Annotated in this window: 15 protein-coding genes; 5 read left to right on the top strand and 10 right to left on the bottom strand. The window is 64.1% G+C overall.

Annotated features, from left to right (window positions below; translation table 11 throughout):
- Positions 1-62 precede the first annotated feature (62 nt).
- From LB572_RS10920 to LB572_RS10900, 5 genes are read right to left on the bottom strand one after another with little or no spacing between them, the layout of a single operon-like run.
- Positions 63-890 (bottom strand): dipeptide ABC transporter ATP-binding protein, encoded by an 828-nt coding sequence (locus LB572_RS10920; RefSeq protein ID WP_224667717.1) that lies wholly within the window; start codon positions 888-890, stop codon positions 63-65.
- The gene (locus tag LB572_RS10915) at positions 887-1738 is read right to left on the bottom strand and encodes an ABC transporter ATP-binding protein (protein ID WP_224667716.1); all 852 of its coding nucleotides are present in this window, start codon (positions 1736-1738) and stop codon (positions 887-889) included. Before LB572_RS10915 ends, LB572_RS10920 begins: the two co-directional genes overlap by 4 nt.
- A complete protein-coding gene (locus tag LB572_RS10910) occupies positions 1738-2646 on the bottom strand; it encodes an ABC transporter permease subunit (RefSeq protein ID WP_140805765.1) in 909 nt (302 codons plus the stop codon). The genes LB572_RS10915 and LB572_RS10910 overlap by 1 nt, the downstream gene beginning before the upstream one ends.
- Complete coding sequence (locus LB572_RS10905) at positions 2647-3654, bottom strand: ABC transporter permease subunit (RefSeq protein ID WP_140805763.1); 1008 nt, start codon at positions 3652-3654, stop codon at positions 2647-2649.
- A 51-nt stretch (positions 3655-3705) separates the two neighbouring features.
- Positions 3706-5304 carry an ABC transporter substrate-binding protein gene (locus tag LB572_RS10900; RefSeq protein WP_140805761.1) on the bottom strand — a complete coding sequence of 533 codons (1599 nt, stop codon included), beginning with the start codon at positions 5302-5304 and terminating at the stop codon, positions 3706-3708.
- Between the two features lie 459 nt (positions 5305-5763).
- On the opposite strand from LB572_RS10900, the gene LB572_RS10895 reads away from it, so the two are divergent.
- Complete coding sequence (locus LB572_RS10895; RefSeq protein ID WP_224667715.1) at positions 5764-7716, top strand: long-chain fatty acid--CoA ligase; 1953 nt, start codon at positions 5764-5766, stop codon at positions 7714-7716.
- Positions 7713-8423: a class I SAM-dependent methyltransferase gene (locus tag LB572_RS10890; protein ID WP_412033550.1), complete on the top strand. Its 711-nt coding sequence runs from the start codon at positions 7713-7715 to the stop codon at positions 8421-8423. Before LB572_RS10895 ends, LB572_RS10890 begins: the two co-directional genes overlap by 4 nt.
- Here LB572_RS10890 and LB572_RS10885 read toward each other — a convergent pair.
- The gene (locus tag LB572_RS10885; protein WP_224667714.1) at positions 8420-9145 is read right to left on the bottom strand and encodes an HAD family hydrolase; all 726 of its coding nucleotides are present in this window, start codon (positions 9143-9145) and stop codon (positions 8420-8422) included. The two genes, LB572_RS10890 and LB572_RS10885, sit on opposite strands and share 4 nt — an antisense overlap.
- 5 nt (positions 9146-9150) lie before the next feature.
- The gene (gene pgi / locus LB572_RS10880) at positions 9151-10794 is read right to left on the bottom strand and encodes a glucose-6-phosphate isomerase (protein ID WP_318014031.1); all 1644 of its coding nucleotides are present in this window, start codon (positions 10792-10794) and stop codon (positions 9151-9153) included.
- Positions 10795-11204: 410 nt separating this feature from the next.
- On the opposite strand from pgi, the gene LB572_RS10875 reads away from it, so the two are divergent.
- Together LB572_RS10875 and LB572_RS10870 are read left to right on the top strand one after the other, a co-directional pair.
- Positions 11205-12698 (top strand): PLP-dependent aminotransferase family protein, encoded by a 1494-nt coding sequence (locus LB572_RS10875; protein ID WP_140805753.1) that lies wholly within the window; start codon positions 11205-11207, stop codon positions 12696-12698.
- 223 nt (positions 12699-12921) lie between these two features.
- Positions 12922-14511: a trimethylamine methyltransferase family protein gene (locus tag LB572_RS10870; protein WP_140805751.1), complete on the top strand. Its 1590-nt coding sequence runs from the start codon at positions 12922-12924 to the stop codon at positions 14509-14511.
- 246 nt (positions 14512-14757) lie between these two features.
- Here the strand turns inward: LB572_RS10870 and LB572_RS10865 are convergent, their stop codons facing one another.
- Positions 14758-15156: a hypothetical protein gene (locus tag LB572_RS10865; RefSeq protein ID WP_140805749.1), complete on the bottom strand. Its 399-nt coding sequence runs from the start codon at positions 15154-15156 to the stop codon at positions 14758-14760.
- Between the two features lie 130 nt (positions 15157-15286).
- Complete coding sequence (locus tag LB572_RS10860) at positions 15287-17092, bottom strand: IlvD/Edd family dehydratase (RefSeq protein WP_140805747.1); 1806 nt, start codon at positions 17090-17092, stop codon at positions 15287-15289.
- A 151-nt stretch (positions 17093-17243) separates the two neighbouring features.
- Here LB572_RS10860 and LB572_RS10855 point away from each other — a divergent pair, with 151 nt between their 5' ends.
- The gene (locus LB572_RS10855; protein WP_224667713.1) at positions 17244-17693 is read left to right on the top strand and encodes an SRPBCC family protein; all 450 of its coding nucleotides are present in this window, start codon (positions 17244-17246) and stop codon (positions 17691-17693) included.
- Positions 17694-17809: 116 nt separating this feature from the next.
- Here LB572_RS10855 and LB572_RS10850 read toward each other — a convergent pair whose 3' ends face one another.
- Entirely contained in the window at positions 17810-18994 is a 1185-nt protein-coding gene (locus LB572_RS10850; RefSeq protein ID WP_224667712.1) for an Mrp/NBP35 family ATP-binding protein, read from the bottom strand.
- Positions 18995-19200 lie beyond the last annotated feature (206 nt).

The following is a 19200-nucleotide window of genomic DNA, read 5'->3' as shown; positions in this document are numbered from 1 at the left end:
CATCGCGAGACGTTGGCGGGACAGCGCCTGGGCTAGCGCCCTTTACGAGGACGAAGCAGACGTCAGGCCGCCTTCTTCTTGGCCAACCTCGCCTTGATGCTCGCCACATCCGCGCGCGGCGTCGCGGCGAACAGCGTCTTGGTGTAGGCGTGCTTGGGGTCGGAGAAGACTTCGTCGCGCGGGCCGTATTCGACGGCTTCGCCGAAATACATGACCATCACGTCGTCGGCGATGTAGCGCACCACCGACAGGTCGTGGCTGATGAAGACGTAGGTCAGCTGGAACTCGTCCTGCAGGTCGGCGAGCAGGTTCAGCACCTGCGCCTGCACCGAGAGGTCGAGCGCCGAGACCGGCTCGTCCAGCACCAGCAGGCTCGGGTTCAGCATCAGCGCCCGGGCGATGGCAATGCGCTGGCGCTGGCCGCCCGAGAACATGTGCGGATAGCGGTTGAAGTGCTCCGGTCCGAGGCCGACCTTCTTCAGCATCTTCATCGCCAGGTCGCGCCGCTCCTCGGCCGACTTGTCGGTGTTGATGAGCAGCGGCTCGCCGAGCACGTCACCGATCTTCTGGCGCGGGTTGAGCGATCCATAAGGGTTCTGGAACACGATCTGCACCTTGCGGCGCATCTCCTTCGACAGGCCGTCTTTGGCGACGTCGACCTTGTTGCCGTCGATGAAGAGCTCGCCGGAGGTGGCGGGATCGATCAGCGTGATGATGCGGGCGAGCGTGGACTTGCCGCAGCCGGATTCACCGACGATGGCCAGCGTCTTGCCCTTCTCGACGCTGAAGGACACGCCCTTGACCGCATGCACGGTGCGTTCGCCGCGGAACAGGCCGCCGCCGACATGGTAGTCGCGCTTGATGTTCTTGCCTTCGACGACCTTGGTCATGCGCCGGCTCCTGAAGGCGCCGGCTCGAACAGCATGTCGGAGACGGTCGGCAGCCGATCGCCGACGGCGTTCTCCGGCAGCGCCGAAAGCAGCGCGCGGGTGTAGTTGCTCTTCGGCGATTCGAAGAGCGACAGCACGTCGGCCTCTTCCATCTTGCGGCCCTTGTACTGGACGATGACGCGGTCGGCGGTTTCGGCCACCACGCCCATATTGTGAGTGATCATGATCAGGCCCATGCCGTATTTGGCCTGCAGCGAGACCAGCAGATCGAGGATCTGCTTCTGGATGGTGACGTCGAGCGCGGTGGTCGGCTCGTCGGCGATCAAAAGCTTCGGGTTGCAGGCGATCGCCATCGCGATCATGACGCGCTGGCACTGGCCGCCTGACATCTGGTGCGGGAATGAATTCAGCCGGTCGGCCGGGTCGGGAATGCCGACCTGCTTGAAAAGCTCGATGGCGCGCGCCCGACGCTGGGCCTTGTCCATGCCCATGTGGAAGCGCAGCACTTCCTCGATCTGAAAGCCGACGGTGAAGCACGGGTTGAGGCTGGCGACCGGCTCCTGGAAGATCATGGCGACGTCCTTGCCGATGATCTTGCGGCGATCGGCCGGACTGATCTTCAAGAGGTCGCGGCCATTGAAATTCATGCGGTCGGCGGTGACGGTCGCCGTCCATGGCAGCAAGCCCATCACGGCCAGCATCGACACCGACTTGCCGGAGCCGGATTCGCCGACGATGGCGAGCACCTCGCGTTCGTCGACATGGAGCGAGACGCCGTCGACGGCGCGGAACGGGCCGGACGCGGTCTGGAATTCAACGACGAGGTTCTGGATGTCGAGCAATGCCATCACGACCTCCTGAGCTTGGGATCGAGCGCGTCGCGCAGGCCGTCGCCAACAAGGTTGATGGCAAGCACGGTGATGAGGATGGCGAGACCCGGGAAGGTCACCACCCACCAGGCGCGCAGGATGAATTCGCGCGCCGAAGCGAGCATGGTGCCCCATTCCGGCGTCGGCGGCTGGGCGCCAAGGCCGAGGAAGCCCAGTGCGGCTGCCTCTAGGATGGCGTTGGAGAAGGACAGCGTGCCCTGGACGATCAGCGGCGCCAGGCAGTTGGGCAGGATGGTGGCAAGCATCAGCCTGAGATGGCCGGCGCCGGCGACCTTGGCCGCCACGACATATTCGCGGCTCTTCTCGGCCATGACGGCGGCGCGCACCAGGCGGGCGAAATGCGGCTGCAGCACCAGCGCGATGGCCAGCATCGCGTTGAACAGGCCGGGGCCGAGGATGGTGACCAGCACCAGCGCCAGAAGTAGCGACGGGAAGGCAAGGATCAAGTCCATGACGCGCATGATCGCGACATCGACCCAGCCGCGGAAATAGCCGGCGAGCAGGCCGAGCGTGATGCCGCCGGTAAGAGCCAGCGTGACCACCACCGCGCCGATCAGCAGCGAGAAGCGCGCGCCATAGAGCAGGCGCGAAAGGATGTCGCGGCCGACCGGGTCGGTGCCGAGCAGATATTGCGTCGAGCCGCCTGCCTGCCATGCCGGAGGCCGCAGGAACGCGGTCTTGTCCTGCACGTCCGGCGCATAGGGCGCGAGCAGCGGCGCAAAGAGCGCCGCCAGCACCAGCAAGATGAAGACGAACAGGCCGATCACGGCGCCGCGGTTCACCGAGAAATAGTGCCAGAAGGTTTTCAGGCCGGTGAGACGATCCGGGTTGCCGGCGGCCATCGGGGCGATTTCGGTCTGGCTCATTTATGCCGCCCTGATGCGTGGGTTGATGACGGCGTAAAGCACATCGACGATGAGGTTTACCGCCATGACGATCAGCGCGATCAGAAGCAGGCCCGACTGCACGACGACATAGTCGCGCTTGAAGATTGAATCGACCATCCACTTGCCGATACCCGGCCAGGCGAAGATGGTCTCGGTGAGGATGGCGCCGGCGAGCAGCGTGCCAACCTGCAGGCCGATGGTGGTGACGACCGGGATCAGCGCGTTGCGCAGCGCATGAACGCCGATGACCCTCGCTCCCGAAAGGCCCTTGGCCCGCGCGGTGCGGACGTAATCCTCGCCCAGCACCTCGAGCATAGCCGAGCGCGTCTGGCGCGCGATGACCGCCAATGGAATCGTGCCGAGCACGATCGCCGGCAGGACGAGATGACTGAGCGCCGAGCGGAAGGCATCCCATTTGCCGTAGATCAAGGTGTCGATGGTCATGAAGCCGGTGATCGGCTTGAAGAAGAACTGCAGGCCGATGCGGCCCGAAACCGGTGTCCAGCCGAGATAGCCGGAAAAGAAGATGATGAGCAGAAGGCCCCACCAGAAGATCGGCATGGAATAGCCGACAAGGGCGGTGCCCATCAGCGATTGATCGAACCAGGAGCCGCGCTTGACGGCGGCGACAATGCCGGCCGGAATGCCGAGCAGCATGGCGAAGACCATGGCGAAGAAGGAGAGTTCCAGCGTCGCCGGGAAGAGCGTCTTGAACTCCTCGAGCACCGGGCGCTTGGAGGAAATGGAGACGCCGAAATCGCCGGTGGCGACCTCACCGACATAGCGCGCATACTGCTCCCAGATCGGCAGATTGTAGCCGAACTGTTGCTTGAGCTCTTCGTAGCGGGCGGGGGCGACGCCATGCTCGCCGGCCATGGCCAAGATCGGATCGCCGGGCAGCAGCCGGACAAATGCGAAGGCGCAGATGGTGATGCCGACCAGGGTCGGGATCAGGAGGGCGATTTTGTTGAGAAGATATCGGAGCATCGTCAAATGAAACGGGGCGGCGCTGGAATTAGCGCCGCCCCGTTCGCAATATTATTCGGCCTTGTCAACGCCGTCGAAGCGATGAATGCCGAGCGGGTCCATCTTGAAGCCGCTGACATTATTGCGAACGACCGCGTAGACCTGGCTGTGGGCCAGCAGGAAAGCCGGAGCTTCCTTGGCGAAGATCACCTGCGCCTGCTCGTAGAGTTTGGTGCGCTCGGCCTGGTCGCTGGTCTTCTTGGCCTTCTGGATCAGGTCCTCGAAGTCCTTGTCGCACCAGCTGGAGTAGTTCGAGACGCCGATGGCGGAGCAGGCGAAGAGAGTGGCGAAGAAGTTGTCCGGATCGCCATTGTCGCCGGTCCAGCCAATCTGGAAGGCGCCGGGACGGTCCTTCTTCTTGCCTTCCTCGCGGTACTTCGTCCACTCGTAGTTGACGATGTTCGCCTTGACGCCGACCTTGGCCCAGTCGGCCTGGATCAGCTCAGCCGCGCGCTGGAAGTTCGGGTTGTAGGGGCGAACGCGGTCGGCGGCCCAGAGCTGGATTTCCTTCAGCCCGGCAGCCTCGAGCACCTTCTTGGCCTCGTCCGGATTGTAGGCGTCGGTCTTCACGTCCTTGTCCCACGACCACATGGTCGGCGGGATCAGGTTCTCGGCCGGCGTCGCGCCGGCATCCTGGAACAGCGACTTGATCAGCGCTTCCCGGTCGATCGCCTGGTTGAGCGCATGGCGCACTTCCGGCTTGTCGAGCGGCGGGATGGTGGTGTTGTAGCTCATATAGCCGATGTTCAGGCCGGCCTGATCCATCAGGGTCACGTCCTTGTTGGCCTTGATGGTGGCGATGTCGGCCGGATTCGGATACGGAGCCACGTCGCATTCGCCTGCCAGCACCTTCTGGATGCGGGCGGTCGCGTCAGGCGTGATGGCGAAGACGAGATCGTCGATCTTTTCCTTGCCCTTGAAGTAGTCGGGGTTGGCCGCGTAGCGGATGACCGCGTCGAGCTGATAGTCGACGAACTGGAACGGACCGGTGCCGATCGGCTTGGTCGAGAAGTCGGCCATCTTGCCGTCCTTCTGCAGCTGGTCGGCATATTCCTTCGACACGATCGAGGCGAAGTCCATGCCGAGATTGGCCAGCATCGGCGCGTTCGGCTCGGTCAGCGTCAGCTTGACGGTGAGGTCATCGACCTTCTCCCACTTGGCGACGTATTTCGGCATGTCCATGCCGGTATAATAGTCCCAGGTGAGATTTGGCAGATACTTGTCGCCGTTCCACGGATTCTCCTTGTTGAACTGGCGATCGAAGGAGAAGACGACGTCATCGGCGTTGAGGTCGCGCGTCGGCTTGAAATAATCGGTGGTCTGGAACTTCACGCCCGGATGCAGATGGAAAGTATAGACCAAGCCATCGTCGGAAATTTCCCACTTATCGGCAAGACCAGGCTCGATCTCGGTACCACCATGCTTGAATTCGACCAGTCGCGAATAGACGGTGCGCGAAGACGCGTCGAAGTCGTTACCGCCGGTCGTCGTACCCGGATCGAAATTGGCCGGCGACGCTTCCGAGCAATAGACGAGTGTCTTAGCACTGGCCATGCCGCTGAGGACGCTTGCAGCCAGCAACGCGGCTGCAAAAGTCATTGTCTTTTTCATTGAGCACTCCCTGATGTTCTCTCAAGCCCTTCTATCAGGCTCGCGAAGGGCGCATATAAGCACCGTTTCTTCGCCTTTGGAACACCTCGTTTGCGTACCCCATGGGAAGCAGGAAAAGAATCTAGTTTTTGCTCCAACAGGAGAAAAAGTGAGTAGTTTTTTCTGCTCACGACATTCTTAACGACGGCATTTTTTTATTGATCTACCGCTCCGCGAAATGAGCTCGCGAGGCGTGCCGCCAAGGTCTCCATGCCGTCCAGGCACGATGCGCGAGGCCGTCGAACCCACAAGATTTCGACGACAAATCTTTCCCCGCATTGCCGCTGGGGCAAGGCTTGCACGGTCGCCGATAGAGGCAATACATAGACGATGGGCGGGATTTCCCGGAAGATCCGGACCGGCATGGAGGACGCTTCTTTCGGAGGCGGCGCCCAGATCGAAGGCGACAGGGAGAGACAGGTGGCAAAAGCAGCCAAGACGACAGCCCCGGCAAAGGCCAAGGCCGCCGCCGAAAGCGATGCGACCAAGCCTGCCAAGGCCGCAGCCACGCCGAAGGCCAAGGCGGCCGCAAAGGCAGCGTCTGCCAACGCGGCGGCAAAGCCGACCATCGCCAAGCCCGCAACGGCAAAGACCAAGGCCGCAACCGCGAAAGTGGACAAGCCGGCAACCAAGCCGACCACCGCCAGGCCTGCCTCGAAGGACCTGCCGAAAGCGATCACCGAGCTCACCGTCGGCCTGCCGGAAAAGCCGTGGCTGAAAAGCTATCCCAAGAATATGCCGGCCGAGATCGGCGCCCTGCCCTACAAATCCATCGGCGAGTTCCTGGTCGGCGCCTGCAAGCAATTCGGCGGGCAGCCGGCCTTCGTGTGCATGGGCAAGTCGATCACCTATGCGGAGCTCGAGCGGCTGTCGGCCGCGTTCGGCGCCTACCTGCAGGCAAGAGGCCTGGAGAAGGGCGCGCGCGTGGCGCTGATGATGCCGAACGTGCTGCAATATCCGGTGGCGATGATGGCAGTCCTGCGCGCCGGCTATACGGTGGTGAACGTCAATCCGCTCTACACGCCGCGCGAACTGGAGCACCAGTTGAAGGATTCCGGCGCGCAGGCGATCGTCATCCTCGAGAACTTCGCCGGCACGCTGCAGGCGGTGATCGCCAGGACGCCGGTCAAGCATGTCATCGTCGCCGCCATGGGCGACATGCTGGGCGGCCTCAAGGGCGCCATCGTCAACCTCGTCGTGCGGCGGGTGAAGAAGATGGTTCCGGCATGGTCGCTGCCCGGCCATGTCAAATTCAACGCCGTGCTCAAGACCGGCGCGACGATCGCCTTCAAGCCGCCCACGGTCTCCGGCGACGACATCGCCTTCCTGCAATATACGGGCGGCACCACCGGCGTCTCGAAGGGCGCTGTGCTTTTGCATCGCAACGTGCTTTCGAACGTCGCGCAGAATTCGCTGTGGGTGGAGGACGCCTACACGGTGAAGCCGAAGCCGGCGCATCTCAACTTCATCTGCGCGCTGCCGCTCTATCACATCTTCGCGCTGACGGTGAACGCGCTGATGGGCATGCAGCAGGGCGCGCAGAACGTGCTGATCCCCAACCCGCGCGACATTCCGGGCTTCGTCAAGGAACTGGCGAAATACCCGATGCACATCTTTCCCGGCCTCAACACGCTGTTCAACGCGCTGCTCAACAATGAGGAGTTCCGCAAGCTGGACTTCAAGCCGCTGATCCTGACGCTGGGCGGCGGCATGGCGGTGCAGAAGGGCGTCGCCGAACGCTGGAAGGCGCTGACCGGCTGTCCGGTGAGCGAAGGCTACGGGCTCTCCGAAACCTCGCCGGTGGCGACCGCCAACAAGTTCAGCTCGACCGACTTCACCGGCACGATTGGCCTGCCGCTGCCTTCGACCGAAATCGCCATCCGCGACGACGACGGCAACAATGTGCCGCTCGGCGAAGTCGGCGAGATCTGCATCCGCGGTCCGCAGGTGATGGCCGGCTACTGGAACCGGCCCGACGAGACCGCCAAGGTGATGACCGAGGACGGCTTCTTCAAATCCGGCGACATGGGCTTCATGGACGAGCGCGGCTACACCAAGATCGTCGACCGCAAGAAGGACATGATCCTGGTCTCCGGCTTCAACGTCTATCCGAACGAACTGGAAGAGGTGGTGGCGCATCACCCCGGCGTGCTGGAAGTGGCTGCGATCGGCGTGCCGGACGAGCATTCCGGCGAAGTGCCAAAGCTGTTTGTGGTCAAGAAGGACCCGGCGCTCACCGTCGAGACATTGATGGCCTATTGCCGCGAGAACCTGACCGGCTACAAGCGGCCGAAATTCATCGAGTTCCGCACCGAGCTGCCGAAGACGCCTGTCGGCAAGATCCTGCGGCGCGCGCTGCGGGACCAGGCTTGAGCGATTATTCCGCCGGCAAGACACCGGAACCAGGCAAGCGGCTCGATCCGGCGGAATTCATCAAGGCGAGCATGCACCTGGCGCCGGTGCCGTCGGTGCCGGAGATCAGGCTCCATCTGGCGCATCCCGGCAGCGGCCTGCGGCGGCTGCTCGAACCGGGCGACGACAGCGACGAAAGTCGGCCCGAGCCGCAGCCGCCCTACTGGGCCTATGCCTGGGCCGGCGGTGCGGTGCTGGCGCGCTATGTGCTGGACCGTCCTTCGATCGTTGCCGGCAAGCGGGTGCTCGACCTTGGCGCCGGCTCCGGGCTGGTCGGCATCGCGGCGGCAAAAGCCGGGGCGCGCGCGGTGATCGCGGCGGAGATAGACCGCAACGGCGTCGTGGCGCTCCGCCTCAACGCGGAAGCCAATGGCGTCGCCATCCAGATACGCGACGAGGACGTCACCGCCGGTCCGCCGCCGGCGGTCGACCTGGTGCTCGCGGGCGACGTCTTCTACGCGCAGGACGTGGGGCAGCGGATGCTGCCCTTCCTCGACCGATGCCTCGCTGCCGGCATCGATGTGCTGGTCGGCGATCCCGGCCGCGCCTGGCTGCCGAGACCGCGGCTTTGCCTGCTCGGCGAATACCAGGTGCCGGATGTCGGCGGAAACGGCGGCAGCGTGCCGAAGCCAAGCGCCGTGTTCGCTTTTGTTGCCAAATCTGGTTAGCCTGCCGGCACGTTCACCCGCGCGGCAAGGAAATCCGGCAGGTCGGCGACCGACTCCAGAACGACGTCCGCCATCGGCGCCAGCGAGTCTCGCGTGCCGGTGCCGGAGAGCACGCCCACCGCCAGGCCGCAACCACCGGCGCGCGCCATTTCGAGATCATGGCGGTTGTCGCCGACCATGGCGATCTCGCCCGGCTTCAACCCGGTCAGGTCGCAGAAAGCGACAACCGTGTCGGGCGCCGGCTTGGAATTGGCGACGGCGTCATAGCCGAAGGCGGCATCGAAGAGCTGCGCGATGCCCAGCGTGGCGAGCGTCCTTTCGGCGCCGCTGGTCGAATCGTTGGTGGCGACGCCCATGCGGTAGGATCGTTTGTGCAAGGTCCGCAGCGAGTCGATGACGCCCGGCAGCGCGACCGCCATGGCCGAGCCTTGCACCGAGGTGATCTCGTTGAAGCGGGAAACGGCGTGCATCTGGTCCTGCTCGGACAGACGCGGGAACCAGAGCTCGACGACGTCCATGTTCGAACCGGAGGCGAAGATCGAATCGGGCTTGAAGCGTTTCATGACGAAGTCGAAGCCGGCAGCGGCGAGCAGCCGATCCGCTTTCCAGCGGTCGCCCTCGGCGGCATCCATCGCCATGAAGTCAGCGACGCCGAGCCAGGTTGTGTTGAAGTCGACAAGGGTGCCGTCCTTGTCGAACAATATTCCCTTGATATCCGCCAATCCCTTTACTCCGCGCCACGCAATTGGTGGATATGAGCCACCAGTCCGGCAGTCGAGGCGTCGCGTTTTGCGGCAGTCTCCTTGCCCTCAACGACAGGCAGCAGGCCCGTCGCCAATTCCTTGCCGAGTTCGACACCCCATTGGTCGAAGGAATTGATGTTGAACAGCGTGCCCTCGACGAAGACGCGATGTTCATAAAGCGCGATAAGCCGGCCCAACGTGCGCGGGTCGAGCTTGCGGTAGAGAATGGTCAGCGAAGGGCGGTTGCCCGAGAAGACCCGGTGCGGCGCGATCTTGTCGACATCGGCCGGCGTCATGCCCTTGGCCAGCATCTGCGCGCGCGCCTCGTCCAGCGTGCGCCCCTTCATGAAGGCTTCCGACTGCGCCAGGCAGTTGGCGAGCAAGAGATCGTGCTGGTGCTTCAGTTCGGGCTCGTGACCGACGGCGGCGGCGAGGAACTCGACCGGGATGAAGTCGGTGCCCTGGTGCAGGAGTTGGAAGAAGGCATGCTGGCCGTTGGTGCCGGGCTCGCCCCAGACCAGCGGGCCGGTCGGCGTGGCAACCGCGGTGCCGTCCAGCGTGACGCTCTTGCCGTTCGATTCCATGTCGAGCTGCTGCAGATAGGCCGGCAGGCGCGACAGGCGCTGGTCGTAAGGGATGACGGCACGGGCCGGATATTTGCACACGACCCGGTGCCACCAGCCGATCAATCCCAGCAACACCGGCAGGTTCTTTTGCATCGGCGCGGTGCGGAAATGCTCGTCCATCTCATGCGCGCCGTCGAGGAAGGCGCGAAAGTTGCGCGGACCGACGGAAATCATCACCGGCAGGCCGATGGCGCTCCAGACCGAGTAGCGGCCGCCGACCCAGTCCCAGAAGCCGAAGACGCGGTCCTGCTCGATGCCGAACTTCGCCACAAGGTCGAGCGCGGTCGAGACGGCGGCGAAATGCTTGCCGACCGCTTCCTTGCCGAGCGCCTTCTGAACCCAATCGCGCGCCGTCTGTGCATTGGTCATCGTCTCGACCGTGGTGAAGGTCTTGGAGGCGATGATGAACAAAGTCGTTTCGGGAGACAGGCCCTTCAGCGTGTCGTGGATATGGGCGCCGTCGACATTGGAGACATAATGCGCACGCGGCCCGTCATGGTAGGGCGCAAGCGCCAGCGTCACCATCGCCGGGCCGAGATCCGAACCGCCGATGCCGATGTTGACGATGTCCGTGATCTTCTTGCCGGTGGCGCCGGCCGCCTTGCCGGAGCGGATGGCGTCGGCGAAAGCGCCCATGGCGTCTAGCACGGCAATCACGTCGGCCTTGGTGTCCTGGCCGTCGACGATGACGCTTTTTCCCGTCAGGTTGCGCAGCGCCGTGTGCAGCACCGCGCGGTTCTCGGTGATGTTGATCTTCTTGCCTTCGAACATGGCGGCGCGGCGTCCCTCGAGATCGGCCGCACCCGCGAGCTTTTCCAGCATCGTCATCGTGTTTGCGTCGACGGCGCATTTCGACCAGTCGAGCAGAAGGTCGCCATCAGTGGCGGAAAATGCCTCGAAGCGCTTGGGATCGGCGGCGAAGGCCTCGCGCATCGAGCCCTTGGTCGCCGCGCGCTGATCGCGCAAGGCGGCAAGTTGCTTGTCGAAGGATGACTGGTCCACTGGCGGGCTCCTGGCGGGTTTTTAGACCATTTTAACAGGCCGGATGTTTCCGGCGCGTGTCGGCGCGTCATTCTATCGAGCCGATTTCCATTTCGTTCAAGCGTGGCATTGCCGCACTGCATCACGCTTTGATGAGAGGTGGTTTTGGACGGTGAAGGGGCTGCGCGCTCGGGGCGACGATTGCTGCGCATCGCGCCTTGGGTGGGTGCCTCGACCACGCTGCGCGTCGCGCTTGGATGCTGCGCATCGCGCCTAAACGCGGGGCGACGATGCTCCGCATCGCGCCTTGATAGATCACTGGCATAAATCCCAGCGATCAGAAAAATTGATTGGCGCAACCCCTTATGCCACCCATACACTCCACTGGTCCAGCCAAGTGAAAACAGCTGGCCATCCGAGGAAGATTTCCCATGCCACAGCGCAATGACACGGCCATATGGTCCGGCCTGTTCCGGATTTCGGCTGAATCCGGCCAAACCCTCCAGGCGCAGATCCGCCAGGCGATCGTCGCGGCCATTCTAGACCGACAGATCGCCGCCTCGATGCCGCTGCCGTCGTGCCGAATTCTCGCGGAAAAACTTGGGGTTGCCCGCGGCACGGTGGTGCTCGCCTTCCAGCAGCTGGTCGACCAGGGCTTCCTGGTGGCGCGCGAGCGGCGCGGCCATTTCGTCAACCCTGACGTGCTGGCCACCCCCGCCAAGCCGCACCAGAAGGCGCCCGACCAGCAGAACGAGATCGACTGGAAGGCGCGCCGGCAGATCGCCGCAAGCGACATGCCGCCGCCGGCCAAGCATGACAACTGGATCAAGTCCTCTTACCCGTTCGTCTACGGCCAGTTCGATCCGGCGCTGTTTCCGACCGCCGAATGGCGCGAATGCAACCGCATGGCGCTGGCGGTGCTGGAGATCCGCAACTGGGCATCCGACATGGTCGACCGCGACGATCCGCTGCTGATCGAGCAGATCCAGGCCAGGCTCCTGCCGCGGCGCGGCATCTTCGCCAATCCGGACGAGATCATCGTGACGCTGGGCGCGCAGAACGCGCTCTATATGCTTGCCTCGCTCTTGATGACCAAGGGCTCGAAAGTGGCGATGGAAGATCCGGGCTATCCCGACGCCCGCTCGATCTTCCGGCTGGCCGGCGCCGATATCCAGCCGGTCCCGGTCGACCAGTCCGGCATCGTGACCTCGTCGATCCCCAGCGATTCCGGCTTCGTCTTCGTCACGCCGAGCCACCACTGCCCGACCATGGTGCCGCTGTCGGCCGAGCGGCGGCAGGACCTCCTGGCGCGCGCCAACCGCAACAACCAGATCATCATCGAGGACGGCTATGACAGCCAGCTGCTCGACGAGGCGCCCCAGCAGGCGTTGAAGAGCCTCGATCGCTCGGGCCGCGTCATCTATGTCGGCTCGATGTCGAAGACGCTGGCTCCAGGTCTCAGGCTTGGCTACATCGTCGCCTCGGCCGGGCTGATCGCCGAGCTTCGCGCGCTGCGCCGCTTCATGCTCAGGCACCCGCCGGCGAACAACCAGCGCGCCGTGGCGCTGTTCCTGTCGCTGGGCCATCACGAGGCATTGGTGCGGAGGCTTTCCACCGCCTTCGACGAGCGGCGCAAGCGTCTGGTCCATGCGATTTCCGCTTTCCTGCCGGAGTGGCGCTCCACCGACTCGGCGGGCGGCACATCGCTCTGGCTGGAAGGGCCGCGCGGCACCGATTCACGCGGCCTGGCGGAAGCCGCCGCGTCGCGCAGCGTCATCATCGAACCCGGCGACCGGTTCTTCGACCGCAGCGAAAAGCCCTCTCGTTTCATGCGCTTGGGCATCTCCTCGATCTCGCTGCAGCATATCGAGCCGGGCATCCGCGAACTCGCCACCGCCGCCGGACGCAGGCCCGCGGCCGCCTGATCGCCACAGAACTTCCAAAAAGAGCCGGCACAGCGCCGGCTCTTTTTTGTTTGGGCTCAGGCTTACCGGTTTAGCATTCTGGCATATTCGACGGGATTGGTTGGCCCATAGGCTGTACCAATGCCGGCGGCATAGTCGGGGCCAGAAGGGGACGAGGCAGGCCGATGGTGGACCAACCGCCGCGGACCGTCTCGCAGATAAAGACAAAAGGTGGAGTGCTTCCATGTCAGTGGCTCTCGAGAAGCAGGAATCGTCGTCGGACCAGCGTTCGCGGCGTTCCGGCGGGCGCGAAGCGCGCCGCGCGATGCGGGCGGCGCCGTTGGCCGACGACATCCGTCCGGTGCGGGCCGGCCTCGAAGGCGGCAGCTACGGGCCATTGAGCCAGAATGACCGGGAACGCATCCACGAAGCGGTGCTGACGCTGCTGGAGACAGTCGGCTTCGCCAATGCCATCCCGTCCTGCATCGAAGCGCTGGTCCGCGTTGGCGGCACCTATGGCGACGACGGCCGCATCCGGCTGCCGCGCGCCTTGGTGCTGGACACGATCAAGAAGGCTGCGCGCAACTTCACCCTCTACGGCCAGGATCCGAAGCACGACATGCTGATCCAGGGCAAACGCGTGCACTACGGCACGGCGGGCGCGGCGGTGCATCTGGTCGATGTCGAGAAGCGCGAATACCGCGAATCGCTGCTGCAGGATCTTTACGACGCCGCCCGTCTCGTCGACGGGCTGGACAACATCCATTTCTTCCAGCGCACCATGGTGCCGCGCGACATTCCCGACCCGCTCGATATGGACTTCAACACGCTCTATGCCTGCGTGACGGGGACATCCAAGCATGTCGGTACCTCGTTCACCGTGCGCGAGAACGTCAAGCCGGCGCTGGAAATGCTCTATGCGATCGCCGGCGGCGAGGAGAATTTCCGGGCGCGGCCGTTCGTGTCGAACTCGAACTGCTTCGTGGTGCCGCCGATGAAGTTCGCCGAGGACGCCTGCGGCGTGCTGGAAGCCTGCGTGGAAGGCGGCATTCCGATCCTGCTTCTGTCGGCCGGCCAGGCCGGCGCCACCGCACCGGCGGCGATTGCCGGCGCCGTCGTGCAGGCGGTGGCGGAAGTGCTGATGGGCCTGGTCTATGTCAATGCCATCAAGCCCGGGCATCCGGCGATCTTCGGCACCTGGCCGTTCGTCTCCGACCTCAGGACCGGCGCCATGTCCGGCGGCTCCGCCGAGCAGGCAGTGCTGACCGCGGCCTGCGCGCAGATGGCGCAGTACTACGACCTGCCGGGCGGCTCGGCCGCCGGCATGACGGATTCGAAACTGCCCGACATCCAGTCCGGCTATGAAAAGGGCATCACCGACGTGATGGCCGGTCTTGCCGGCCTCAATCTCGTCTATGAGTCAGCCGGCATGCATGCCTCGCTGCTCGGTTTCTGCCTCGAAAGCCTGATTATCGACAACGATATGCTCGGTCACTGCCTGCGCTGCGTGCGCGGCATCGAGGTGACCGACGAGGCGCTGTCGATCGACACCATCGCCGATGTCTGCATGAAGGGTCCCGGGCACTATCTCGGCAACGATCAGACGCTGAAGCTGATGCAGACGGAATATTTCTACCCCGCCGTCGGCGACCGTTTCTCGCCCAAGGAATGGAACGAAAAGGGCCGGCCCGACATCCTGTCGCGGGCGATCGCCGAGAAGAAGCGCGTGCTTGCCGAGCGCTTCCCGCGCCATGTCTCGCGCCTGCTCGACGACAAGTTGCGCGCCCGCTTCGGCGAGATGATCAAGTTGCCGCGCAGCGGCATGGGCGGCTAGAGCGTTTCACCGTTTCACGGAAACGGCGAACCGCTCTATCCCTTTGTTTTTACGCAATTCCGGACGGAAAACCGCTCACACTTTTCCTGGAATTGCTCTAGGGCGCGCTGATATTTCGGTGAGGCCGGCCTGCAAATGGCGGCTCCTGCGCTTCCGGTGCTCACGTACGAAAGTACGCTCCGCTCCGGTTCTCGGAAACCATCATTTTCGACTCGGCCTGACCGAATCTCAACGCGTCCCACCAAGTCACTCCGCGGTCAGCCCGTAGCGTTCGACGACCTCGGCGTTGATCAGCTTGGCGTGCAGCGTCATCAGCACGATCTGCGCGTCGAAACTGTCGCCGGCTTCCAGCGCCGCCTCGATGCGGCGCTCGACCTCCAAGGTCGGCTCCCGGCCGTTGGCCTGCTCGAACACATCCGGTCCGGCGACGCAGTAGCCGCAAAGTTGCGCCACGGAGTGATAGGCGGGCGCCGGTGGCTCGTTGGGCCAGTGGTCGTTCATCAGATTGACAATGGTGAGTTTGACGCCTTCGGGCACCAGGGCCGGATGCAGGTCGGCCGCGCGCAGTGCCTCGTCGAGCTGGCGCAAATCGCCGGAGCGGCCGAACATGCCGAGGAAGCCGAGGGAAGAACGCCGTTTCGCCACGATAATCTTCTCCCTTCGCAAGGCCGCCGAGGTCGAGCTTATCTGTGGGTTCCATGAAGCTGAAACAAGGGCATGAAAAAGGGCGACTCGCTATTCGCAAGCCGCCCCTTTGATTTAGCCGAATATGAACTCAGTGATTGTCGCGCGGCACGCCGCTGGTATGCGCGACGTCCTGGTATTTTACCGCCGGCTTCAGCACCATGCCGGCCGAGAACTGGTCGACCATACCGCGCTGAATCTCCTGCCAGGGCGTCTGGTGCTTGGGATAGTGATAGCCGCCATTGCCCTGCAGCGCGGCGCGCCGTTTGGCGATCTCCTCGTCGCTGACGAGGATATTGGCCGTGCCCTTCTTGAGGTCGATGCGGACGCGGTCGCCGGTCTTGAGCAGCGCAAGGCCGCCGCCGATGGCGGCTTCCGGCGAGGCGTTGAGGATGGACGGCGAGCCTGACGTGCCGGACTGGCGGCCGTCGCCGATGCAGGCCAGCGAATGGATGCCCTTCTTGATGAGGTAGGCCGGCGGCTGCATGTTGACCACCTCGGCGCCGCCCGGATAGCCGACCGGACCGGCGCCGCGCATGAACAGGATGGTGTGCTCGTCGATGCCCTGCGCCGGATCGTCTATGCGGGCGTGGTAATCTTCCGGCCCGTCGAAGACCATGGCGTTGCCCTCGAAGGCTTCCGGATCGTTCGGGTTGGAAAGGTAGCGCTCGCGGAATTCCGTCGAGATGCCGCTGGTCTTCATGATGGCGGAATCGAACAGATTGCCCTTGAGGTTGATGAAGCCGGCATTGGCCTTGAGCGGCTTGGCGGCGCTGCGGATGACATCGTGATCCTCGGTGACGGCATCCTTGCAATTGTCGCCCATGGTCTTGCCGTTGGCGGTGATCGCATCGGGATGCGGCAACAGGCCGCCCTTCATCAGTTCGGCCACCACCGCCGGCACGCCGCCGGCATGGTGATAGTCCTCGCCGAGATACTCGCCGATCGGCTGCAGGTTGACGAGCAGCGGCACGTTGAGGCCGATCTTCTGCCAGTCGTCATTGTCGAGCGGCACGCCGAGATGGCGGGCGATCGCGTTGAGGTGGATCGGCGCGTTGGTCGAACCGCCGATAGCCGAGTTGACGACGATGGCATTCTCGAAGGCCTGTCGCGTCATGATATCGGACGGCTTCAGGTCCTCATGCACCATGTCGACGATGCGCTTGCCCGTCTCGTAGGCGATCTGGCCGCGCTCGCGATACGGCGCGGGAATGGCGGCCGAGCCCGGCAACTCCATGCCGAGCGCCTCGGCCAGCGAATTCATCGTGGTGGCGGTGCCCATGGTGTTGCAGTAGCCGGTCGACGGCGCCGAGGAGGCGACGATGTCCATGAACTCGTCATAGTCGATCTCGCCGGCAGACAGGCGCTGGCGCGATTCCCAGACGATGGTGCCGGAGCCGGTGCGCTTGCCCTTGTGCCAGCCGTTGAGCATCGGGCCGACCGACAGCGCGATGGCCGGAATGTTGACGGTGGCCGCCGCCATCAGCAGCGCCGGCGTGGTCTTGTCGCAACCGATGGTCAGCACGACGCCGTCGAGCGGATAGCCGTAGAGCACCTCGACGAGGCTAAGATAGGCAAGGTTGCGATCGAGCGCGGCGGTGGGGCGCTTGCCGGTCTCCTGGATCGGGTGGCACGGGAACTCGAACGGGATGCCACCCATCGAGACGATGCCTTCGCGCACGCGCTTGGCGAGCTCGATGTGATGCCGGTTGCAGGGCGAAAGATCGGAACCGGTCTGCGCGATGCCGATCAGCGGCTTGCCCGACATCAGCTCGGCGCGCGTCAGGCCGTAATTGAGGTAGCGCTCGAGATAGAGCGCCGTCATGCCCGGATTGTCGGGATTGTCGAACCACTCCTGCGAGCGAAATGTCTTCTTCTTGGTGGGGGCGCCTGCCATGGTGGTCTCCGTATTTGTATGACAAATCGATAGGACAATGCGCTCATGCAGGCAAGAGGCAGGCGCTGCCAGAACCCGGACTTTGGTGCGATAGACTTGTCCCGGCCCGCGCGCTACGACCAATCGGCATCAGCAATCCGGGGAGGTCTTGATGGCTTTGGTGATCGAAGGCGAGGAGCGGATCGCCGCACCCATCGAGAAGGTGTGGGAAGCCCTCAACGACCCTGCGGTCCTGAAGGAGGCCATTCCCGGCTGCCAGAGTCTGGAGAAGAGTTCGGCCACCGAGATGGCGGCAACCGTGGTGCTCAAGATCGGGCCGATCAAGGCGACCTTCAACGGCGAAGTCACGCTGAAGAACCTCAAGCCGCCGCATTCCTATACCATCCAGGGCGAAGGCAAGGGCGGCATCGCCGGCTTCGCCAAGGGCGGCGCCGACGTCACGCTGATCGCCGACGGGCCGAATGCCACGGTGCTCAAATATGCCGCCAAGGCCGAGGTCGGCGGCAAGATCGCGCAACTCGGCAGCCGGCTGATCGAGTCGACATCGAAGAAATTGGCAGGGCAGTTCTTCTCGACGTTCGGCGAGAAGGTCGGCGCCTAGAGCGTTTCACCGTTTCACGGAAACGGCGAACCGCTCTATCCCTTTGTTTTTAAGCAATTCCGGACGGAAAACCGCTCACACTTTTCCTGGAATTGCTCTAGCGCCGGTCCGGCGAATTACTCGAACACGATGCTCGGCACCGCGGCTTCGGCCGCGCCGCGCTCTTCCTGGACCCGATCCCAGACCTTTAATGCGATGTCGCGATAGATTTTCGCCTCGGCGCCCTCGGGCTTGGAGGCGACGACCGGCGCGCCGGCATCCGAGCTTTCGCGGATGCCCATTTCAAGCGGCACCTCGCCGAGGAAGGTGACCCCGAGGCGCTCGGCCTCGCGGCGCGCGCCGCCATGGCCGAAAATGTCGTAGCGCTTGCCGGTGTCCGGAGCGAGGAAGTAGCTCATATTCTCGACGATGCCGAGCAGCGGCACATCGACCTTCTTGAACATGTTGAGACCCTTGCGGGCGTCGATCAGCGCCAGATCCTGCGGCGTCGAGACGATGACGGCGCCGGCGAGCGGCACCTGCTGGGCCATGGTGAGCTGAGCGTCGCCGGTGCCGGGCGGCATGTCGACCACCAGCACGTCGAGCGGACCCCATTCGACCTCGCGCAGCATCTGCGTCAGCGCCGACATCACCATCGGGCCGCGCCAGATCATCGGCGTCTCCTCGTCGACGAGGAAGCCCATCGACATCACCTTGAGGCCGTAATTCTGCATCGGCTTCAGGATCTTGCCGTCGACGGTCTGCGGCCGGCCGTGGATGTTGAGCAGCCTGGGCATCGACGGGCCGTAGATGTCGGCGTCGAGCACGCCGACCTTCAGCCCGTTGGCGGCAAGGCCGAGCGCCAGGTTGACCGCCGTGGTCGACTTGCCGACACCGCCCTTGCCGGAGGCGACCGCGATGATGGCGTCGATGCCGGGCACGCCGCGCTTGCCATGGCTCTGCGATGCGGGCGCGTGCGGCGCGGGACGCTGCGGTGCTGCCGGCGGAGCAGGCGGTGACGGTGCTGCCTGCGAAGATTGACGCGCCGGAACCGGCGCCTCCATGCCGCCGCCCTTCTTCTCCGCCGTCAGCGCGACGACGGCGCTGGCGACGCCGGGGATGGTTTTCACCGCGCGCTCGGCGGCGGCGCGCAGCGGCTCCAGCTCCTGGGCACGGGCAGCGGGAACGGTGATCGAGAAGAAGACCTTGGAATCGGCGATGAAAATCTCCGAGACCATGCCGAGGTCGACGATGTTGCCGGTGAAGTCCGGCCCATTGACCGTCTTCAGACGCTCGACGACGGATTCCTTGGTAACAGTCATGATCTTTCCTCGGGGTTTGGCGTTCCAGATAGTGCAGTTTCCCGGCAGAACCAAGCCGTGGCGCAACAGCTCGCCCGGCGTGCCCCGGAAAGCGACGGACGGTGTCGGATTTGCCAACCGGGATCGCGCTTCGAGCCCAAGCCCATGGCCAAACGACCCGCCCGCGCTATCTCCACTGCCATCACGACAATCTGTGAAGGAGACCG

The sequence above is a fragment of the Mesorhizobium sp. BH1-1-5 genome (assembly GCF_020165615.1).
GTDB lineage: Bacteria > Pseudomonadota > Alphaproteobacteria > Rhizobiales > Rhizobiaceae > Mesorhizobium.
This window is presented reverse-complemented; position numbering and strand designations above follow the sequence as displayed.